Origin of the sequence: Flagellimonas profundi, assembly GCF_017313275.1 — a bacterium.
Lineage (GTDB): Bacteria > Bacteroidota > Bacteroidia > Flavobacteriales > Flavobacteriaceae > Flagellimonas > Flagellimonas profundi.
On record NZ_JAFLNM010000001.1, the window covers coordinates 864914 to 881371 of the forward strand.

Annotated in this window: 15 protein-coding genes and 1 tRNA gene; 13 read left to right on the forward strand and 3 right to left on the reverse strand. The window is 40.1% G+C overall.

All coding sequences use genetic code 11. The features are described 5' to 3' along the window. Positions 1–16 precede the first annotated feature (16 nt). The gene (locus J0654_RS03960; protein WP_207026358.1) at positions 17–1186 is read left to right on the forward strand and encodes a trans-sulfuration enzyme family protein; all 1170 of its coding nucleotides are present in this window, start codon (positions 17–19) and stop codon (positions 1184–1186) included. A gap of 6 nt (positions 1187–1192) precedes the next feature. Next, positions 1193–1915, forward strand: coding sequence for a bacillithiol biosynthesis deacetylase BshB1 (bshB1, locus tag J0654_RS03965; RefSeq protein ID WP_207026359.1), 723 nt, complete (start codon positions 1193–1195; stop codon positions 1913–1915). Here the strand turns inward: bshB1 and J0654_RS03970 are convergent, their stop codons facing one another. Then, positions 1916–3952, reverse strand: coding sequence for a tetratricopeptide repeat-containing sensor histidine kinase (locus J0654_RS03970; RefSeq protein ID WP_313783186.1), 2037 nt, complete (start codon positions 3950–3952; stop codon positions 1916–1918). A 307-nt stretch (positions 3953–4259) separates the two neighbouring features. Between J0654_RS03970 and J0654_RS03975 the strand changes: the two genes are divergently transcribed. Continuing rightward, positions 4260–4335: transfer RNA gene (locus J0654_RS03975), tRNA-His, on the forward strand. Positions 4336–4442: 107 nt separating this feature from the next. Here J0654_RS03975 and J0654_RS03980 read toward each other — a convergent pair. Then, positions 4443–5999 (reverse strand): M28 family peptidase, encoded by a 1557-nt coding sequence (locus J0654_RS03980; RefSeq protein ID WP_207026361.1) that lies wholly within the window; start codon positions 5997–5999, stop codon positions 4443–4445. Between the two features lie 133 nt (positions 6000–6132). Here J0654_RS03980 and J0654_RS03985 point away from each other — a divergent pair, with 133 nt between their 5' ends. Both J0654_RS03985 and J0654_RS03990 read left to right on the forward strand, forming a co-directional pair. Then, on the forward strand, positions 6133–7389 hold the full coding sequence (locus J0654_RS03985; RefSeq protein WP_207026362.1) for an NAD(P)/FAD-dependent oxidoreductase: 1257 nt from the start codon (positions 6133–6135) through the stop codon (positions 7387–7389). A gap of 77 nt (positions 7390–7466) precedes the next feature. Beyond that, positions 7467–8396 (forward strand): hypothetical protein, encoded by a 930-nt coding sequence (locus J0654_RS03990; RefSeq protein ID WP_207026363.1) that lies wholly within the window; start codon positions 7467–7469, stop codon positions 8394–8396. A gap of 2 nt (positions 8397–8398) precedes the next feature. On the opposite strand, the gene J0654_RS03995 is transcribed toward J0654_RS03990, so the two are convergent. Next, entirely contained in the window at positions 8399–9046 is a 648-nt protein-coding gene (locus J0654_RS03995) for an alpha/beta hydrolase (RefSeq protein ID WP_207026364.1), read from the reverse strand. A gap of 61 nt (positions 9047–9107) precedes the next feature. Between J0654_RS03995 and J0654_RS04000 the strand changes: the two genes are divergently transcribed. The 8 genes from J0654_RS04000 to J0654_RS04035 all read left to right on the forward strand — a co-directional run bounded on the left by J0654_RS04000 (position 9108) and on the right by J0654_RS04035 (position 16109). Further along, on the forward strand, positions 9108–9530 hold the full coding sequence (locus J0654_RS04000; protein ID WP_207026365.1) for a PaaI family thioesterase: 423 nt from the start codon (positions 9108–9110) through the stop codon (positions 9528–9530). Further along, positions 9511–10572, forward strand: a complete 1062-nt coding sequence (locus tag J0654_RS04005; RefSeq protein WP_237685882.1) for a chorismate-binding protein — start codon at positions 9511–9513, stop codon at positions 10570–10572. The genes J0654_RS04000 and J0654_RS04005 overlap by 20 nt, the downstream gene beginning before the upstream one ends. 55 nt (positions 10573–10627) lie before the next feature. Next, positions 10628–12370: a 2-succinyl-5-enolpyruvyl-6-hydroxy-3-cyclohexene-1-carboxylic-acid synthase gene (gene menD, locus J0654_RS04010; RefSeq protein ID WP_207026366.1), complete on the forward strand. Its 1743-nt coding sequence runs from the start codon at positions 10628–10630 to the stop codon at positions 12368–12370. Positions 12371–12408: 38 nt separating this feature from the next. Further along, entirely contained in the window at positions 12409–12750 is a 342-nt protein-coding gene (locus J0654_RS04015; protein WP_207026367.1) for a DUF2853 family protein, read from the forward strand. Between the two features lie 78 nt (positions 12751–12828). Beyond that, positions 12829–13659 (forward strand): CvfB family protein, encoded by an 831-nt coding sequence (locus tag J0654_RS04020; RefSeq protein ID WP_207026368.1) that lies wholly within the window; start codon positions 12829–12831, stop codon positions 13657–13659. Positions 13660–13812: 153 nt separating this feature from the next. Beyond that, positions 13813–14412: an SPOR domain-containing protein gene (locus J0654_RS04025; RefSeq protein ID WP_207026369.1), complete on the forward strand. Its 600-nt coding sequence runs from the start codon at positions 13813–13815 to the stop codon at positions 14410–14412. A 2-nt stretch (positions 14413–14414) separates the two neighbouring features. Next, positions 14415–15323 carry a 1,4-dihydroxy-2-naphthoate octaprenyltransferase gene (menA, locus tag J0654_RS04030; protein ID WP_207026370.1) on the forward strand — a complete coding sequence of 303 codons (909 nt, stop codon included), beginning with the start codon at positions 14415–14417 and terminating at the stop codon, positions 15321–15323. 33 nt (positions 15324–15356) lie between these two features. Further along, on the forward strand, positions 15357–16109 hold the full coding sequence (locus tag J0654_RS04035; RefSeq protein WP_207026371.1) for a LytR/AlgR family response regulator transcription factor: 753 nt from the start codon (positions 15357–15359) through the stop codon (positions 16107–16109). Positions 16110–16458: the final 349 nt, after the last annotated feature.

Below are 16458 nucleotides of genomic sequence, written 5' to 3' on the forward strand. Positions count from 1 at the left end.
GCTAAAGAAAACCAACATGAAAAACGATAAAAAAGGACTCAATACCATCTGTACCCACGTAGGGGAATTGGAAGATAAGGAATTCAAAGGAGCAGTGTCCCCGCTATACATGGGTACATCCTATCAATTTGAGGACGTTGCGGTAAAAAGATACCCCAGATACTACAACACGCCCAACCAAGAGGCATTGTGCAAAAAACTGGCGGCTTTGGAGCACACCGAGGCAGCTTTGATTTTTGGTAGTGGAATGGCCGCCATTAGTACGGCATTGATGACCTTTCTTCAAGCTGGCGATCATGTGGTTTTGCAACAAACCATTTATGGTGGTACGTACCATTTTGCCGTAAGCCAATTTGAAAGATTCGGTATTGAATATTCCTTCACTACAGGATGGGAAGTGGAAGATTTTGAAAAAGAAATCAAACCGAACACCAAAGTATTGTATTTGGAAACCCCATCGAACCCATTGTTGACCATCACCGATGTAAAGGGAGTGGCCGATTTGGCACAAAAGAAAGGAATCCTTTCCATGATCGACAATACCTTCGCTAGTCCTGTCAATCAAAACCCAATTGATTTTGGAATTGATGTAGTGGTACACAGCGCAACAAAATATATGGGGGGACACTCCGATATTTGTGCAGGTGTCGTTGCGGCATCCCAAGAGCTTATGGACAAGGTTTGGCAGACAGGAATTTGTTTTGGTGGAAGTTTGAGCGAGTACACGGTCTGGCTTTTGGAAAGAAGTTTAAAAACCATGGCAATCCGTGTAAAGGCCCAAAATGAAAATGCAATGAAGATGGCCACTTATTTGAGCCAAAGTAAAGATGTGGATAATGTGTACTATCCAGGACTGAAAGATCATCCTGGGCATGAGTTGGCCAAATCTCAAATGAAAGGTTTTGGAGGGATGTTATCGTTTGAACTGGATCCGGAGATAAATGCTTCCCTGTTTTTTAAGGAGTTGAAATTGATAAAGCCATCCATGAGTTTGGCGGGCATTGAAAGTACGATGCTTTCACCTACACAAACTTCCCATGCATTAATGAGCCCAGAAGACAGGGCCAAACAAGGGATAAAGGATTCATTGATTCGATTCTCGTTGGGTATTGAAGAGACGGAAGATTTAATAGCGGATATTGAACAGGCAATTGCCAAGGTGAAATCCATGACCGTAACGGCATAAAGGTATATGAAATTAGACATTTTAGTATTCGGTGCGCATCCTGATGATGCCGAACTGGGGGCAGGAGGCACCATAGCAAAAGAAGTTTCCAAAGGAAAAAAGGTTGGAATCGTGGATTTGACCCGTGGTGAACTTGGAACGCGCGGTTCTGCCGAAATCAGGGACAAAGAGGCCGCTAAGGCAGCCGAAATTTTAGGTGTAGCCGTTCGGGAAAATATGGAGTTTGCCGATGGTTTCTTTGTTAACGATAAGGAACATCAACTGGAACTCATCAAAATAATTCGAAAATATCAACCAGAAATTGTACTCTGCAATGCTGTTGATGACCGTCATATTGATCATGGAAAAGGAAGTAAACTCGTCAGTGATGCCTGCTTTTTAAGTGGTTTGGTGAAAATTGATACCAAAATGGATGGAGATGATCAGTGGCAAGAGGCCTGGAGACCTAAATTGGTTTATCATTTTATCCAATGGAAAAATTTGAAACCTGATTTTGTGGTTGATGTGTCTGGATTTATCGAAACAAAAACAGACGCAATCAAGGCCTATAGCTCCCAATTTTATGATCCTGACAGTGAAGAACCGGAGACACCCATCAGCAGTAAGAATTTTACGGACAGTGTAATTTACCGAGCTAGGGATTTAGGTAGGTTGATCGGCGTAGAGTTTGCCGAAGGTTTTACTGTGGAACGGTATGTTGGGGTGGACAGTCTTGACGATCTGATCTGATCAAGAAGCTTTTTGGTACCTACTTTGTGCTTTGGGCACGGTGAAAAAGAAGGTTGTTCCTTTGCGCGGAACACTTTCGACCCATATTTTGCCCTTGTTTTTGTGTACCATTTCCTTGCATAAAGAAAGTCCAAGCCCTGTTCCTTTTTCGTTGTTGGTACCATAAGTGGTAACATTGGAAGAATCCTTGAAAATCGATTTTTGCATTTCGGGGGCCATACCTATCCCGGTATCTCTAACCGATATTTGCCACATATTATCTTTCTCCTTGGCATCAATAGTGATAAGCCCGTTATCCGGGGTAAACTTGATGGCATTGCTCAGAAGATTTCTGATGACAATATCTATTTGGTTATTATCGGCCCAAATACGTGGATTTTCCGGAAGCTGATTTATTATTTTAATAGACTTGCTCTTGGCAATTTCCGATAAAAGTTGAATATTGTTGACAACAAGCTGTGACAGTGATACTCTTTTAGGCTTGGTAACTACGCCATTGAGCTGATTTATCCCCCAGGACAATAGGTTGTTCAAGGTAAAGGATATGTTCTCTACATCAGTTTTAAGTTTAGGAATAAATGAGACCAATTCCTTTGTCGTAATTTCCCCATCAGTAAACATTTTAAGTATTCCCTGCAATCCGCCGATAGGACCTCTAAGATCGTGACCAATAATGGAGAACAACTTTGTATTGGTCTTGTTTATCTCATGTAATTGGGCTTCCCGTTGGGTTATCGCTTGTGATTTCTCCTTGAGTTCTTTGTTCAGTTTCCTTTGGATGTTTTCACTCCTACGGATCACAAAGGTTATGATGCTAAGAATAAGAAGAATAATAATGGAGAAATAGATATAGTTACGTTGCTTGGCAAGAGCCGCCTCATTGGACTCAATAAGTTCTTGTTTTTCCTGTTCGTAGTGCAATTTGGTTTCTAAAAGAGAGAGACTTTGTTTGTTCTTGTCCTTTGACAACGAATCGGATAAGGTTTTGAAAGTTTCCAAATAGGCCAGTGCCTCGGGGTTGTCCCCATTTTTTTTGTGAACCTTGTATAATGTTTCCGAACAGTCGATTTGACCTTGTAGGGATTTTATTTTTTTGGAAAGGGCAAGTCCTTTTTTAGCGTATTCCAGGGAAAGGCTATCTTTTTCCAAGCCAAAATACACCTTGGCCATACCGTTCATTAATTGAATCTTTATCCTGTCGTCCTCTATTTGGTGCTTAAATAGCATATTGCTCTGGTCGTACCAATAAAGGGCCCATTTAAATTTTTCCTGATCAAGGTAAATATCCCCTTTCACCTCGTAGGCATAGGCCAGCCAATCGTAAATCTTGTTTTTCTCAAAAGTATTTATGCTCCTGTTGATGTTGAACATCGCATTTTTAAAATCCTTGGCATCCTTATAAAGTGATGCCATATTACTTTGAGTTTCAGCATCAATTACTTCATTGCCAAGACCTCGGTTGATTCTTTGCACGGTGTCATAGAACATCAGGGCATTTTTAAAATCTTTTTGCTCTGCGTATAATCCGGCAATGTTTTCATTAAGGATGGATAGCATTTCCTGGTTCTCGATCTTTTTGGCCAAATCGATTCCCTTAAGGTTCCAGTTTAATGCTTCGGCATAATTGCCCTCAAAGCTGTAGTTTTGGGCGAGGGTATTTATAATGGATACTTCAGATTCAATATCATCAATTTCCTTGGCCAACTCCAAAGCTTCTTTGAACAATGGCATGGATTTCTTTCGCTCACCTTTATCGTAATAATAGATACCAAGAGCATCCAAACCTTTTATTTTCCCATAGGTAAAGTCAATTTCGGTACTATAATCCAAAGCTCTTTTGGCAACGGAATACAGGCTATCTGCATCCAAATACCTGTAAGAAAATGCTAAACGTACGAGAAGGTTAATATGTGTGGTATCCTTTGGATTAAATCTGCTTGTAGATTCCAGCCGTTGTAGTTTATAAGCCAAGCTATCCCTTTTACTGGTCTGCGCAGAGACCGCAATGGATGAGCAAAGAGCGATAACACAAAGCACAAATAGAGCCAGTGGGTTTTTAGAATTTAGAATGAGGTTTTTTTCTGACAACACTTAGTTGAAAATATTTGACGTAAATGTAATTTCAAGCCACCATTTTGAGAATTAAATGTTGTGAAATGTCCAAAAACGTGTGTTTGGTCTTAAAAACGTGCATTTTGTCGGGAAATTGTACCGCTTTGGTTTTATGCCAGTTGCGACACGATAATAGGTTTGATAAAAATCAAGTATAATTTTTAATCGGTGGAATTTGAAAAATATTTTGGTTGAATCATTACAAAAAAGTATTTTTGCATCCGCTTTAAATGGTGGTTGTAGCTCAGCTGGTTAGAGCGCTGGATTGTGGTTCCAGAGGTCGCCGGTTCGAACCCGGTCTTCCACCCTTGAGTTTTTAAAAATCCCGAGCCTTTTGGTTTGGGATTTTTTTGTTCTATGACCTGAATAAAAAGCCCTCCATATTGAGGGCTTTTTATTTGTTTAGCATCTTAGGTTAATCCGCCGCTTTGTCGACCAACAGTCTACTTGGTCTGTTTGCGATTTCCCATGCGGTATGGAAAATCAAACGGGCACGGTTCTCCAACAAGTCATAATTTATTTTATCAGGAGTGTCTCCAGGTCGGTGGTAATCTGCATGGGTACCGTTAAAATAGAATATGATCGGAATGTTGTTCTTTGCAAAGTTGTAATGGTCACTTCGGTAATAAAAACGGTTGGGGTCGTCTTCATCATTGTACTTGTAATCAAACTCAATATTGGAATATTTTTTATTTACCTCTTCGGATAGGTTGTGCAATTCGGTGCTTAATTTATCTGAACCTATAAGATAAAGGTAGTTTCTGGAGCCGGTGTATTTCGGATCTATTCGTCCTATCATATCAATATTTAAATCCACAACGGTATTTTCCAATGGAAAAATCGGATCTACATCGGTATAATATCTAGACCCCAAAAGACCTTTTTCTTCCCCGGTTACATGTAAGAAAACTATGGAACGTTTGGGACCATTGCCCTCATCCGCAGCTTTTTTAAAAGCTTGTGCAATTTCCAATAAGGCAACGGTTCCCGAACCATCATCATCGGCTCCGTTATTGATTTGTCCATCACCCGTAATTCCAATATGGTCCAAGTGGGAAGAGATGACCACATACTCCTCGGGTTTTTCTGTTCCTTTTAAAAAGGCAACAACATTTTCAGAATCTATTTTATCGTTACCCCCGGTAATGTCCAGCTCAATATTGGCTACAATTGTTTTGGGAACATTGTCTTCCTCAATATCACTTTTTAAGGTAGTAGCTGCTTTTTCGTCCAAAATAATAAGTGTTTCATCACTGGTGTCTTCTGCCAGCTGCATACGACCGCTGTTGTTGGACTTCATAAACTGAAAATAGCCTCTAAAACGCGGATAATTCTGTGTATCGTAATAAAGAACTCCTTTGGCACCTTTTTCTATGGCCAAATTTGTTTTTTTGGGCATGCTTTCGGACATGTTGCTCCAATCAGATTTTTCCGAAGATCCAGAAATTATGTAGCTCCCATCAGTATTTTTGGGTTCACCCGCTTTGATCAGTACCAACTTTCCGGTGACATTTATATTAGCGTAATCCGAATAGGCGCCTTCTTCAATTCCATATCCGGCATACACGATTTGATCAAATGTTCCTTTTGCAGTTGAATAGGAGACAACATGCTCGCCCAATTCAAATTCTTGATCATTGATGCCAAGATTTCCTTTTGGAACGTTGGAAACCTCCAAGGGTACCTTCTGAAAATAATCACCATCGGATTGGGCAGGAGGAATGTTCAAGGATTCATATGTGGACCGAATATAGGCCACGGCCTTTTTTTGGCCGGGAGTACCGGTTTCCCTTCCTTCAAACTCATCGGAGGCGTAGGTGTACAAATGGTCTTTAAGATCGTTTTGAGTAATGGATTCCGCATAGGGTACAGGGCTTGCTACAGGTTTTGGCTTTGCTGCTTCTGTTACTGTTTTGTGGTAGGAATTACAGGCAAACACCAATCCCAATGCCAATAAGGAAAGTTTTTTCATTCGTTTGATAGTTTTCAAAATCCCTCAAAAGTAGTCAAAAGTTTGCTAAAGAATTCCCATGGTACAGATTAACATTTTCCCACCCTTTATGTATCTTGGCGCTTCTTTTGATGAACACCCTAAAGTTGTAGTAATGGGCAAGAATAAAAGTGTAATTGTAGTTGGAGGTGGAATTGTTGGGCTTTCCACTGCTTACTTTTTGCAGAAAGCAGGTCATCGGGTAACTGTTTTGGACAAATCGGACATTACTTCGGGAGCTTCGTTCGTCAATGCAGGGTACCTTACCCCGAGCCATATTGTTTCTTTGGCATCACCGGGGATGATTACACAAGGATTGAAATATATGTTCAATTCTTCGAGCCCATTTTACATGAAACCACGATTGGACCCTGATTTTATACGATGGGCATGGTACTTTAAAAAATCTTCTACCCAAGCCAAGGTGGAGCGATCCATGTCCGTTATCCGTGATATCAATATATTGAGCAGGGAACTGTACAAAGGCATAAAGGATTCCGGCGACTTGGGAGATTTTCAAATAGGACAACAAGGTTTGATGATGGTCTACCAAACCGAGAAATCCCGCGATCATGAAATGGAAGTTGTTGAAAAGGCAGCTACATTGGGATTGGTAGGCAGGCATCTATCAAAAGAAGAATTGAAGAAAATAGAGCCCAAGGTCGACTTTAATGCCAAAGGGGCCATTCTTTGGGAATGTGACCGCCACACCACCCCACCGCTCATTATGAAACGAATGGTGGAACATTTGGAAAAGGTCGGGGTGGACATTCATAAGAACGAAGCGGTAACCAATGTATCCATCTCAGACGGGCATATAACAGAAGTTATAACCGAAAAAGCAAGCTATACCGCGGACGAAGTGGTCTTTGCAGCTGGATCATGGACTTCGGGACTTTCCAAAAAATTAAACCTAAAACTGCCATTACAGGCGGGCAAGGGATATGGAATTAATGTAGAGGAGCCCACCAACATAAGTATGCCAGCCATTTTAATGGAGAAAAAAATCGCGGTTACTCCAATGGAAGGCTTTACTCGTTTTGCCGGAACCATGGAATTCTCTGGAATCAACCATACCATCCGAAAAGAAAGAGTGGAGGCCATTGCAAAAGGTGTTGAAAGCTACTATAATGGACTCCAAATTCCAGATGAGGCCAAGAAACATGCAAAATGCGGCCTTCGTCCCGTATCGCCAGATGGTCTTCCATACATAGGAAAACCGAAAAGCATAAACAATTTGACCATTGCAACAGGTCATGCGATGATGGGTTGGAGCATGGGGCCGGCAACTGGCAAATTGGTCACGGAACTTATCTCAGGGGATAAGCTTTCCATGTCTATTTCGCCATTCGACCCCGAACGCAAATTTTAATTGACTTCTTGTCGATCATGGCAGGATATATGCTGTTTAGATTTTTCAGTTGCGTTTTTAACGACTAATTTTACAGTATGAAAAAACACTATACCACATTACTACTTTTTTCATTCTTCCATATCGTTGGAACATGGTCGCAAGAGGTACAGATTTTTACCGTGGAAGACTTTGATCTTAAGGGAAAGGTAAAATCCTGTCTGGTCACTACCGATTACGGAAAGGAATTGTTTGAATTTGACAGGGAGGGCGTCCTTACCAAAACCGTGACCCAGTATAACGATACCGATCAGGACATCACCTATTATAAGTACAACGATAATGGGGAACTGTTGGAAAAACGTATGGAGAGTTATAAAGGTAACGTTTTGGATGAATCCACGTCCATGGCCAATTTTTATGAGATAGATACTGTTCCGAACAGGAAGGTTGTGGAAAAAATCATTTCCTACGACAAACAGTTCTTGGAGCAGCAACAATACCATTATGATGATGAGGGGAAATTGGTGAAAATAATTTCTTCCAATGGAGAAGGGGTGGACGAAACCACTTTTGAATATTCCCAAGTAAAAAACGAATATACGGTAAGTACTTTTACCAATGGCATTTTACAAAAATCCGTTAGGACATCGACCAAAAAGGGACCCAATGGCACCAAAGAGGTTGTACTGACCAAAGAATACATTGATGGAGAGCCCAATACTGCCTTGGAAGAAGTTTTTAATGCCGAAGGCAAGTTGGAAACCAGCGAGGATTTTCTATACGATATAGCTGAAAAGGAATTTGTTTCGCAGCAAAAGCGATTCTACTATTACACCGATGGCAAGTTGAGCAGAATGGTTAAAAAAACGGTAAACACCGAATCTACGGATAAATATATTTTTCAGTTCGATAACCACACACCGAGCAACTGGGTAAAACAGATTATAACTCCTGATAACACCTACACCACAAGAACCATTGAATATTACGAAGAGGAAACACCCGAGGAGGAACCCAATAATTGACCTTATTTGATCAGCTCCTCAATAATTTCTGGTTTCACTTCGTGCCCACCCTTAAAGGTGATGGTTTCCGCGTTGCCTTGAAATAGCATATCAATTTTATTTTTTTCTCCTTTGAGACGGTCTGGAGTCAAAAATTCGTCTTGGTCCCCGTATATTATTTTTATCGCTGTTGCATCGAAATCCAAAAATTCAAAATCTTCCGCCGTCAATTCATTGGGAATACCGCCGGCATAGAGCACAACCAATTTACAATTCGTCTTTTTGCTGGCCAACCATCGAGTGGCCACGGAAACACCCTGGGAAAACCCGAAGAGCATCAGGTTTACATTTTCCGGGATTTTTTCAGATTCGAGTACCGCATCAATATAGTTGAGTACATTTTTTACTTCGGTGGCGGTATTTTCCTTAGTGAGCCAACTGGCACCAACGTATTTGTATTCATTCTTCAAATAATATTTTGATGGGGCCTGTGGAACAATAATGTAGTTTTCTTCGGGATCCAGACCTTTAAAATATTTGACGAAGTAACGACTCAAATAACCTATACCATGAAAAACCAGCCAGACATTTTTGGTTTTTGAGCTTAATTGGTTCTGGGTCAGGTATGTATTTTCAGTAGTGTAAGTAACAGTCTTCTCTTTGTTGGACATGTTTAAAATCGCTGATTTAGATATTGGCAAAGCTTTGTGTAATTTTACAAAAAATAGAAGGATGAACGAACATAAAGAGAAGATACTGTCCGTTTGCAACGAAATTTGCAAGGACACATTAATGGAAACATTGGACATCACCTATATTGATGTAGGTGAAAATTTTCTCTTGGCCAAAATGCCCGTGACCCCAAGAGTTCACCAACCAGATGGTGTTCTGCACGGCGGTGCATCCGTAGCCCTTGCAGAAAGTGTAGGGAGTGCGGCATCCTACATTTTCTTGGACGGACAAAAGTTTTTTGTACGTGGGATCGAGATTGCAGCAAACCATGTTCGCTCCATAAAGGAAGGCTTTGTTTATGCCAAGGCTTCTATTCTGCACAAAGGCCGAACCACGCAATTGTGGGAGATAAAAATCACCGATGAGGAGGACCGTTTGATTTCCAACTGTAAACTTACCACCATTGCGTTACCCAAAAACTAAAGGCCTTCAGGAAATATGGGATAGGGCAAAGGCCTATCTGGAAAAGGGGTTGCCCTTTGTTTTATATAGAAAACCGGATGAAAAAGAAATTTTCGGTGTTTTTCAATCAAACAACGCACTCCATCATTCCAAAGATTTCACCGAGAAAGGGTTTCTTTTTGCACCATTTGATTCTGAAAACAATGTAATCCTTATTCAACCTGATGAGGTATGGGAGGGGACCGTAAAAGCTGAAAACTTGCGGGCCACTACTGCGATTTCGCCGGATGAGTCAGGGAAAGAAGCCCATATTGATTTGGTGAAGAGCGGCATCAAGGAAATTGAAAAGGGAAGGCTTCAAAAAGTAGTGCTCTCAAGAAAAATCGAGGTGCCCATTTCAAAGTCGCCCATCAAAATATTCAAAACCCTTTTGAATACCTACCCGACCGCGTTTGGATACCTTTTTCATCACCCAAAGGTCGGGACATGGTGCGGGGCAACTCCAGAAACCTTGATGAAAGTGAAGGACAAAAAACTGTTGACCATGTCCTTGGCCGCTACCTTGCCATATATAGAGAATGAAAAACCCAACTGGGGCAGTAAGGAAATCGAGGAACAACAAATGGTATCCGAGTACATAGGAGATAAATTGGCCCATACCATGGAACGTTTGGAAATAGATGACGCCGAATCTGTAAAGGCAGGAAATCTATGGCACCTTCGCTCGGAAGTACGTGGAAACATGTTACCTAACCTAAAGGTTAGCGAAGTAATCAGGGCTTTGCATCCAACCCCAGCAGTATGCGGTATACCAACGGATGAAGCAGCAAAGTTTATTCAGGCCAATGAAAATTACAAAAGGACGTTCTACACTGGTTTTTTAGGAGAATTGAATTTAAAGGGTCAAGGAGAGTTGTCCTTGTTCGTCAACCTTAGGTGTATGCAGCTGGAAAATGATAAAGCTTCCATTTTTGTGGGTGGTGGAATTACTGAGGCATCGGACCCAGAAAATGAATGGGTCGAGACCCAAAACAAAAGCAAGACGATGTTGAGCATACTCTAAATAGATGTTCCTTATTTTGGTTTTTTACCATCCAGATGATGTATTTTTGTAGTCCATGATGTACTCAGATATACCCGCTGCACAAACCCTGGTTTTGTACTTTAAATCAAGGGGTGTTAAAAATATAGTTATCTCTCCAGGGTCCAGAAATGCCCCATTGACCATAAGTTTTACCAAAAACCCATTTTTTAACTGTTTCAGTATTGTGGATGAACGCTGTGCTGCTTTTTTTGCCATGGGCATGGCGCAACACTTACGGGAACCTGTGGCTGTGCTCTGTTCCTCTGGTAGTGCTATGCTCAATTTCTATCCAGCTGTTGCCGAGGCCTATTATAGCGATATTCCATTGATCGTGGTTTCTGCGGACAGACCTAATTATCGTATAGATATTGGTGATGGGCAGACCATAAGACAGGAAAATGTACTGGAAAAACATATTGGATATTCCGCTAATTTGAAGCAGGACGTGTCCCACGCAACAAAAACCATATCAAAATTTGGTGAGTCTTTGTTGGAGGAGAGTCAAGCGGATGTACAGGAGCATAACGAAAAGGAAATCGTCAAGGCACTGGCAGTTGCTTTTGATGAAAAATATCCCGTTCATATCAATATTCCGTTTGAAGAACCCTTATATGGAAGGGTAGAGGAGCCCACCATCAAAATTCAAAATCTGGAAGCTCCTGCAACTGCAGATAGTTCAATGGAAGAAAATTGGGACGAATTGTCAGAGATTTGGAAGACCAGTTCCCGAAAAATGGTTTTGGTGGGTGTTGATCATCCCAATGCCATTGATGAAGAGGTCTTGGAGATTTTGGCCAACGATCCTAACACGGTGCTATTTACAGAAACGACATCGAACCTACATCATCCAGAATTTTTTGAGAGTATAGATAGTATTATAGCTCCCATTGAAAAATCCAAACAAAGGGAAAAGCTGTTCAAAGCATTACAACCTGAGCTTTTGGTAACCTTTGGAGGATTGATCGTGTCCAAAAAAATAAAAGCCTTTTTACGGGAGTACACACCCGAAAAGCATTGGCATATCGATGCTAAGAAGGCCAACGATACTTTTTATTGTTTAACAAAACATATCAGAACAAGCCCCAATCAGTTTTTCAAGGAAATCGTTTCTGAAGAAATTGATGCTACCAGTGATTACAAGGCATTTTGGGAAGATAAAAAGGAAAAATACGAGTTAAAGCGCAAGGCCTATCTACAAGAAATCCCATTTTCGGATTTTATCGGTTTTGAACGTGTCATTAAAGATATACCCAAAGGGTATCAGGTCCACTTGGCCAATAGTTCCACGGTTAGGTACGCTCAGCTTTTCACAATGGACCAATCACTACAAGTATTTTGTAACCGTGGCACAAGCGGCATTGATGGTTCTACATCAACAGCTGTGGGCAGTTCCATTCACAGCGAGGAACCCACACTTTTGCTTACGGGAGACCTAAGCTTTTTTTATGACAGTAATGCCTTGTGGAACAAATATATGCGCACAGATTTTAGGATTGTACTCATCAATAATTCCGGTGGAGGTATTTTTAGAATTTTGCCCGGCAAGGAGGATACTGAAGAATTTGAGACCTTTTTTGAGACGAGTCATGAGCTGTCGGCAAAACATTTGGCGGACATGTATGGTTTTGAACATATTTCAGCTAAAGATGAGGCCGAATTGGATGATGCATTAAGGGATTTTTATTCAGCATCCAAAAGGCCAAAAATTCTGGAAGTAGCCACACCAAGGGTTTTGAACAATAAAATTTTGCTTGGGTACTTCGATTTCATATCTTAGGAGCAAAGCTATAAACTCAATAAGAACACTAACACATTATGAGCAAAAGAGACGAACTGATAGAAAAGTACGCAGAGGACATCAAAACGAAATTTGGACAAACTCCGGACATGGATTTGCTTACTAAAGTGGCCATAGGCCTGGGTCCAGCCATTTATAATTTGGATGCTTCCAAAGTTTCCGGATCTGACGAAAAGGAATTGGAAACAGTAAAGAACAATTTTTTGATCAAAAAGTTGGGATTGGCGGAAACACCAGCTTTGACAGAGTCCATTAATAGCGTTATAGATGCGTACGGAAAATCGGAAAAGAATAAACACCGTGCTGTCATTTACTACATGTTGACGAAGCACTTTGGAAAGGAATCGGTTTATAATTAAGATTACGACCAATGTAAAGAAGCTGTCCAAATACGGACAGCTTTTTTTATCCCCATAATTTACAGCTACCTTTGCCCTATGATAGAATTGGGAAATTACAATACCCTTAAAGTGCTCAGGAGCACTAGTATAGGACTTTTTTTAGGTGATGATGAGGGCACGGAAATTCTTTTGCCCAACAAATATGTACCGGAAGATTTTGAGATTGACCAAGAAATGGAAGTTTTCTGTTATTTGGACAATGCCGAACGTCCCATATCCACCACCTTAAAACCAAAGATTATCCGGAATGGGTTTGCCTGTTTGGAAGTGGTAGAAGTGGGTGCCTATGGAGCTTTTATGGACTGGGGTCTTGAAAAACATTTGCTTGTTCCCTTTAGGGAACAGTCGCAACGAATGGAGGAAGGCAACAAGTACATTGTCCATTGTTATATGGACGAGGAGAGTATGCGTTTGACGGGGTCGAGTAGGGTAGATAAGTTTTTGTCCAATGAGAATGTAGTATATGAACAGAATGATCCTGTTGATCTTTTGGTGCATAGAAAAACTCCTTTAGGTTGGGAAGTTATTGTGGACGAACGTCATAAAGGACTCATTTTTGATAGTGATATTTTTAATCCGGTCAAGGTTGGCGACCGTTTAAGAGGATTTATCAAAAATGTTAGGGAGGATAAGAAATTGGATATCTCCTTACAACCGATTGGGGCCAAAATGTTGGAGCCAACAGCCAAAATGATTTTGGATAAACTTGTGGAAAACGGGGGGTTTTTGCCACTGCACGATAAGTCATCACCAGAGGACATAAAGAACACCCTACACTTGAGCAAAAAGGCTTTTAAAAAGGGCGTAGGCATCTTATATCGACAACGAAAAATCAATATTCAGGACGATGGTATCCGTATGCTGTAATCTTTTATGATCATTGAGGTTGGATTCTTTACACCTTTACAGTCGTAAAGTTTTTTTCTTTCTACAAAAACTCTATTTTTGTAAGGATTCAGATTAACTTATTGGTTGCTATGTTTTTAGAAGCATAACATTTAATTCAAACCTCTTCACAATATGCCTTTTATTGAAGAAAGTGATTTGTTGGACCTTCATAAGGATATAGATAAGGCCCAAATCATTAACGAAAGACTTTTAGATCAGATAAAATACAAGAACAAGGACCTCCGTAAAATTAAACTTCAACGGAACATTCTTCTTGGGTTTGTGGGTTTGTTTGTGATAGGTACATTGGCAATTACATCGTTCACTGCAGGACTTAGCAGTAAACAATCTTTTGAAAACCAAAGTAATGTGCTGGTATCCATTGATAGTTTGGATGTGATCAAGGCTAGGATAGACAATCTTAAATCCCAGAATGAGGAATTGAGCTTGGTGAAAGAGTTTTATTTGGCCAAAGAGTTCTTGAATAAGGAAAAAATCTATTCCGTACAGGTAAAATCCTTTGTGGAAAACAACGTGACCTTGGCTTCCGAGGCACTGACAAACACACTTTTTGTAAAAACCAATCCCTTTTATGCCTATTCCCTTGGCAATTTTGAAACTCTGGAAGAAGCACAAAAATTTAGAAAGCAATTGGTACAAATGGGATTTGAAGATGCTTTTGTTGCTTCTTACAAAGGCGGTCAACGAGTTAAAATAGAAGATCCGTATTAATCTTGAAAAATACAAAGGCTTGGGTACAAGCTGCTAGACTTCGTACACTTCCACTCTCTTTATCGGGAATCATAGTAGGAACGGCCTTGGCCGTTATGGAAAATCAATTTGATTGGGCATTGTTTGTTTTGGCCATGCTAACCACGGTCGGTTTTCAGGTCACCTCTAATTTTGCCAATGATTATGGCGATGGGGTAAAGGGGACCGATAATGAGGATAGAATAGGCCCTGCAAGAGCCTTGCAAAGTGGTTCCATTACAAGAGGTGCTCTCAAAAAAGGAATAATCATCTCCATCATTATCAGCATGTTGATAGCCGTGGCATTGATCTATTTGGCCTTTGGCATGGAAAACTTCCTCTATATCGTATTGTTTTTTGTACTGGGCTTGTTAAGTATATGGGCGGCAATAAAATACACCGTAGGTTCCAATGCTTACGGTTACCGGGGTATGGGAGACCTGTTTGTGTTTTTGTTCTTTGGGCTTTTGGGGGTATTGGGCAGTATGTTCCTCTATACAAAATCCTTGGGCTGGAGCGCTGTTCTACCTGCCATAGCCATTGGTTTTTTGTGTGTTGCCGTATTGAACTTGAACAATTTACGAGACGTAGTTTCCGATAAAAAATACGGTAAGATCACCATGGTCGTTAAAATGGGTTTTAAAAATGGGAAACGTTATCATTTTTTCTTGATTTTGATGGCACTGATCTGTTTTTCAATATTTATTTGGATTGAAAATTTCGGGTGGCAACCTTCCATTTTTATGTTGGCCTTTGTTCCATTATTGATTCATCTGCGTAAAGTGATGCTGACCCAAAACCCCGGAGATTTGGATACAGAATTAAAAAAAGTTGCTCTGAGTACCTTTCTGCTGGCGATTTTATTCTTAATTTCAGTCAATATTTTTTTGTAAATTTGAATTACAACCAAATAAACTTTAGGTAACTTGGAACACCCGATAAAAATTTTAATCGTAGAGGATAATGTCATCATTGCTGATGATATGCAATCCATGTTAGAGGAAATCGGCTACGAGATCGTGGACAATGTGATTGTTTACGAACAGGCTGTGGATGTATTGAAGGACAACCATGTGGACCTCGTGTTGATCGACATTATTTTGGCTTCGGACAAAACAGGTATAGACCTTGGAAAGCACATTCGTGAAACCTATAACATCCCATTTATATTTGTAACCTCCAACTCCGATAGAGCAACGGTGGAAAATGCAAAGACGGTAAAACCAGATGGTTATTTGGTAAAACCTTTTGAGCAACAAGATCTATATACTTCTATAGAAATTGCACTTTCCAACTTTAATTACGAAAAGAAGGGTGTTCAAAAAGCGGAGGATGAAGTCGCGGATGAAATCACTTCCAATTCCGTACTCAAAGATTCCATTTTTGTCAAAAAACAGCACTTATATTACCGAATTCAGTTTAGTGATATTCAGTTTATCAAGGCCGACAATGTTTATTTGGAAGTAAATACCGCCGATAAAAAGTTTTTGGTACGTTCTCCTCTAAAAGATTATTTGGAAAAATTACCTAAGAACAAATTTTATAGAGCACATAAATCGTACATAGTAAACGTAGATCATATAGACGCTATCAACTCCAAGGATATTATGATCAACAATAACTTGATTCCTATTTCCAAAGATTTCAAAGAATTTATTCTTTCTTCAATGAACAGCTAGTGTTCAGAAAGAACTATAATATAAAAGCGCTCTACAAGGGCGCTTTTTTTATGCGCAACCTTTTTAACGAGGAAGACCACAAATTTTTAATGGTTCACAACAATATTTTCTGAACTGGATGAAACAGCCATACTTTAGCAGTGTAATAATTCAGAAAGTAATTTTTTCATTTTCATATAGTGTTCTCGTAAAAGGGTCTTGTTTGTAAAAAGCAGGGCCTTTTTCAATTTTAGAGGTTTTGTATTATTTGGAAACTCCATGAAAAGCACAAAACATCGATAAAATGCTACTTGGCATACAAGTTTGATTATTTCACAACAGAAAACGGCACTTTCACAACAATAACCAT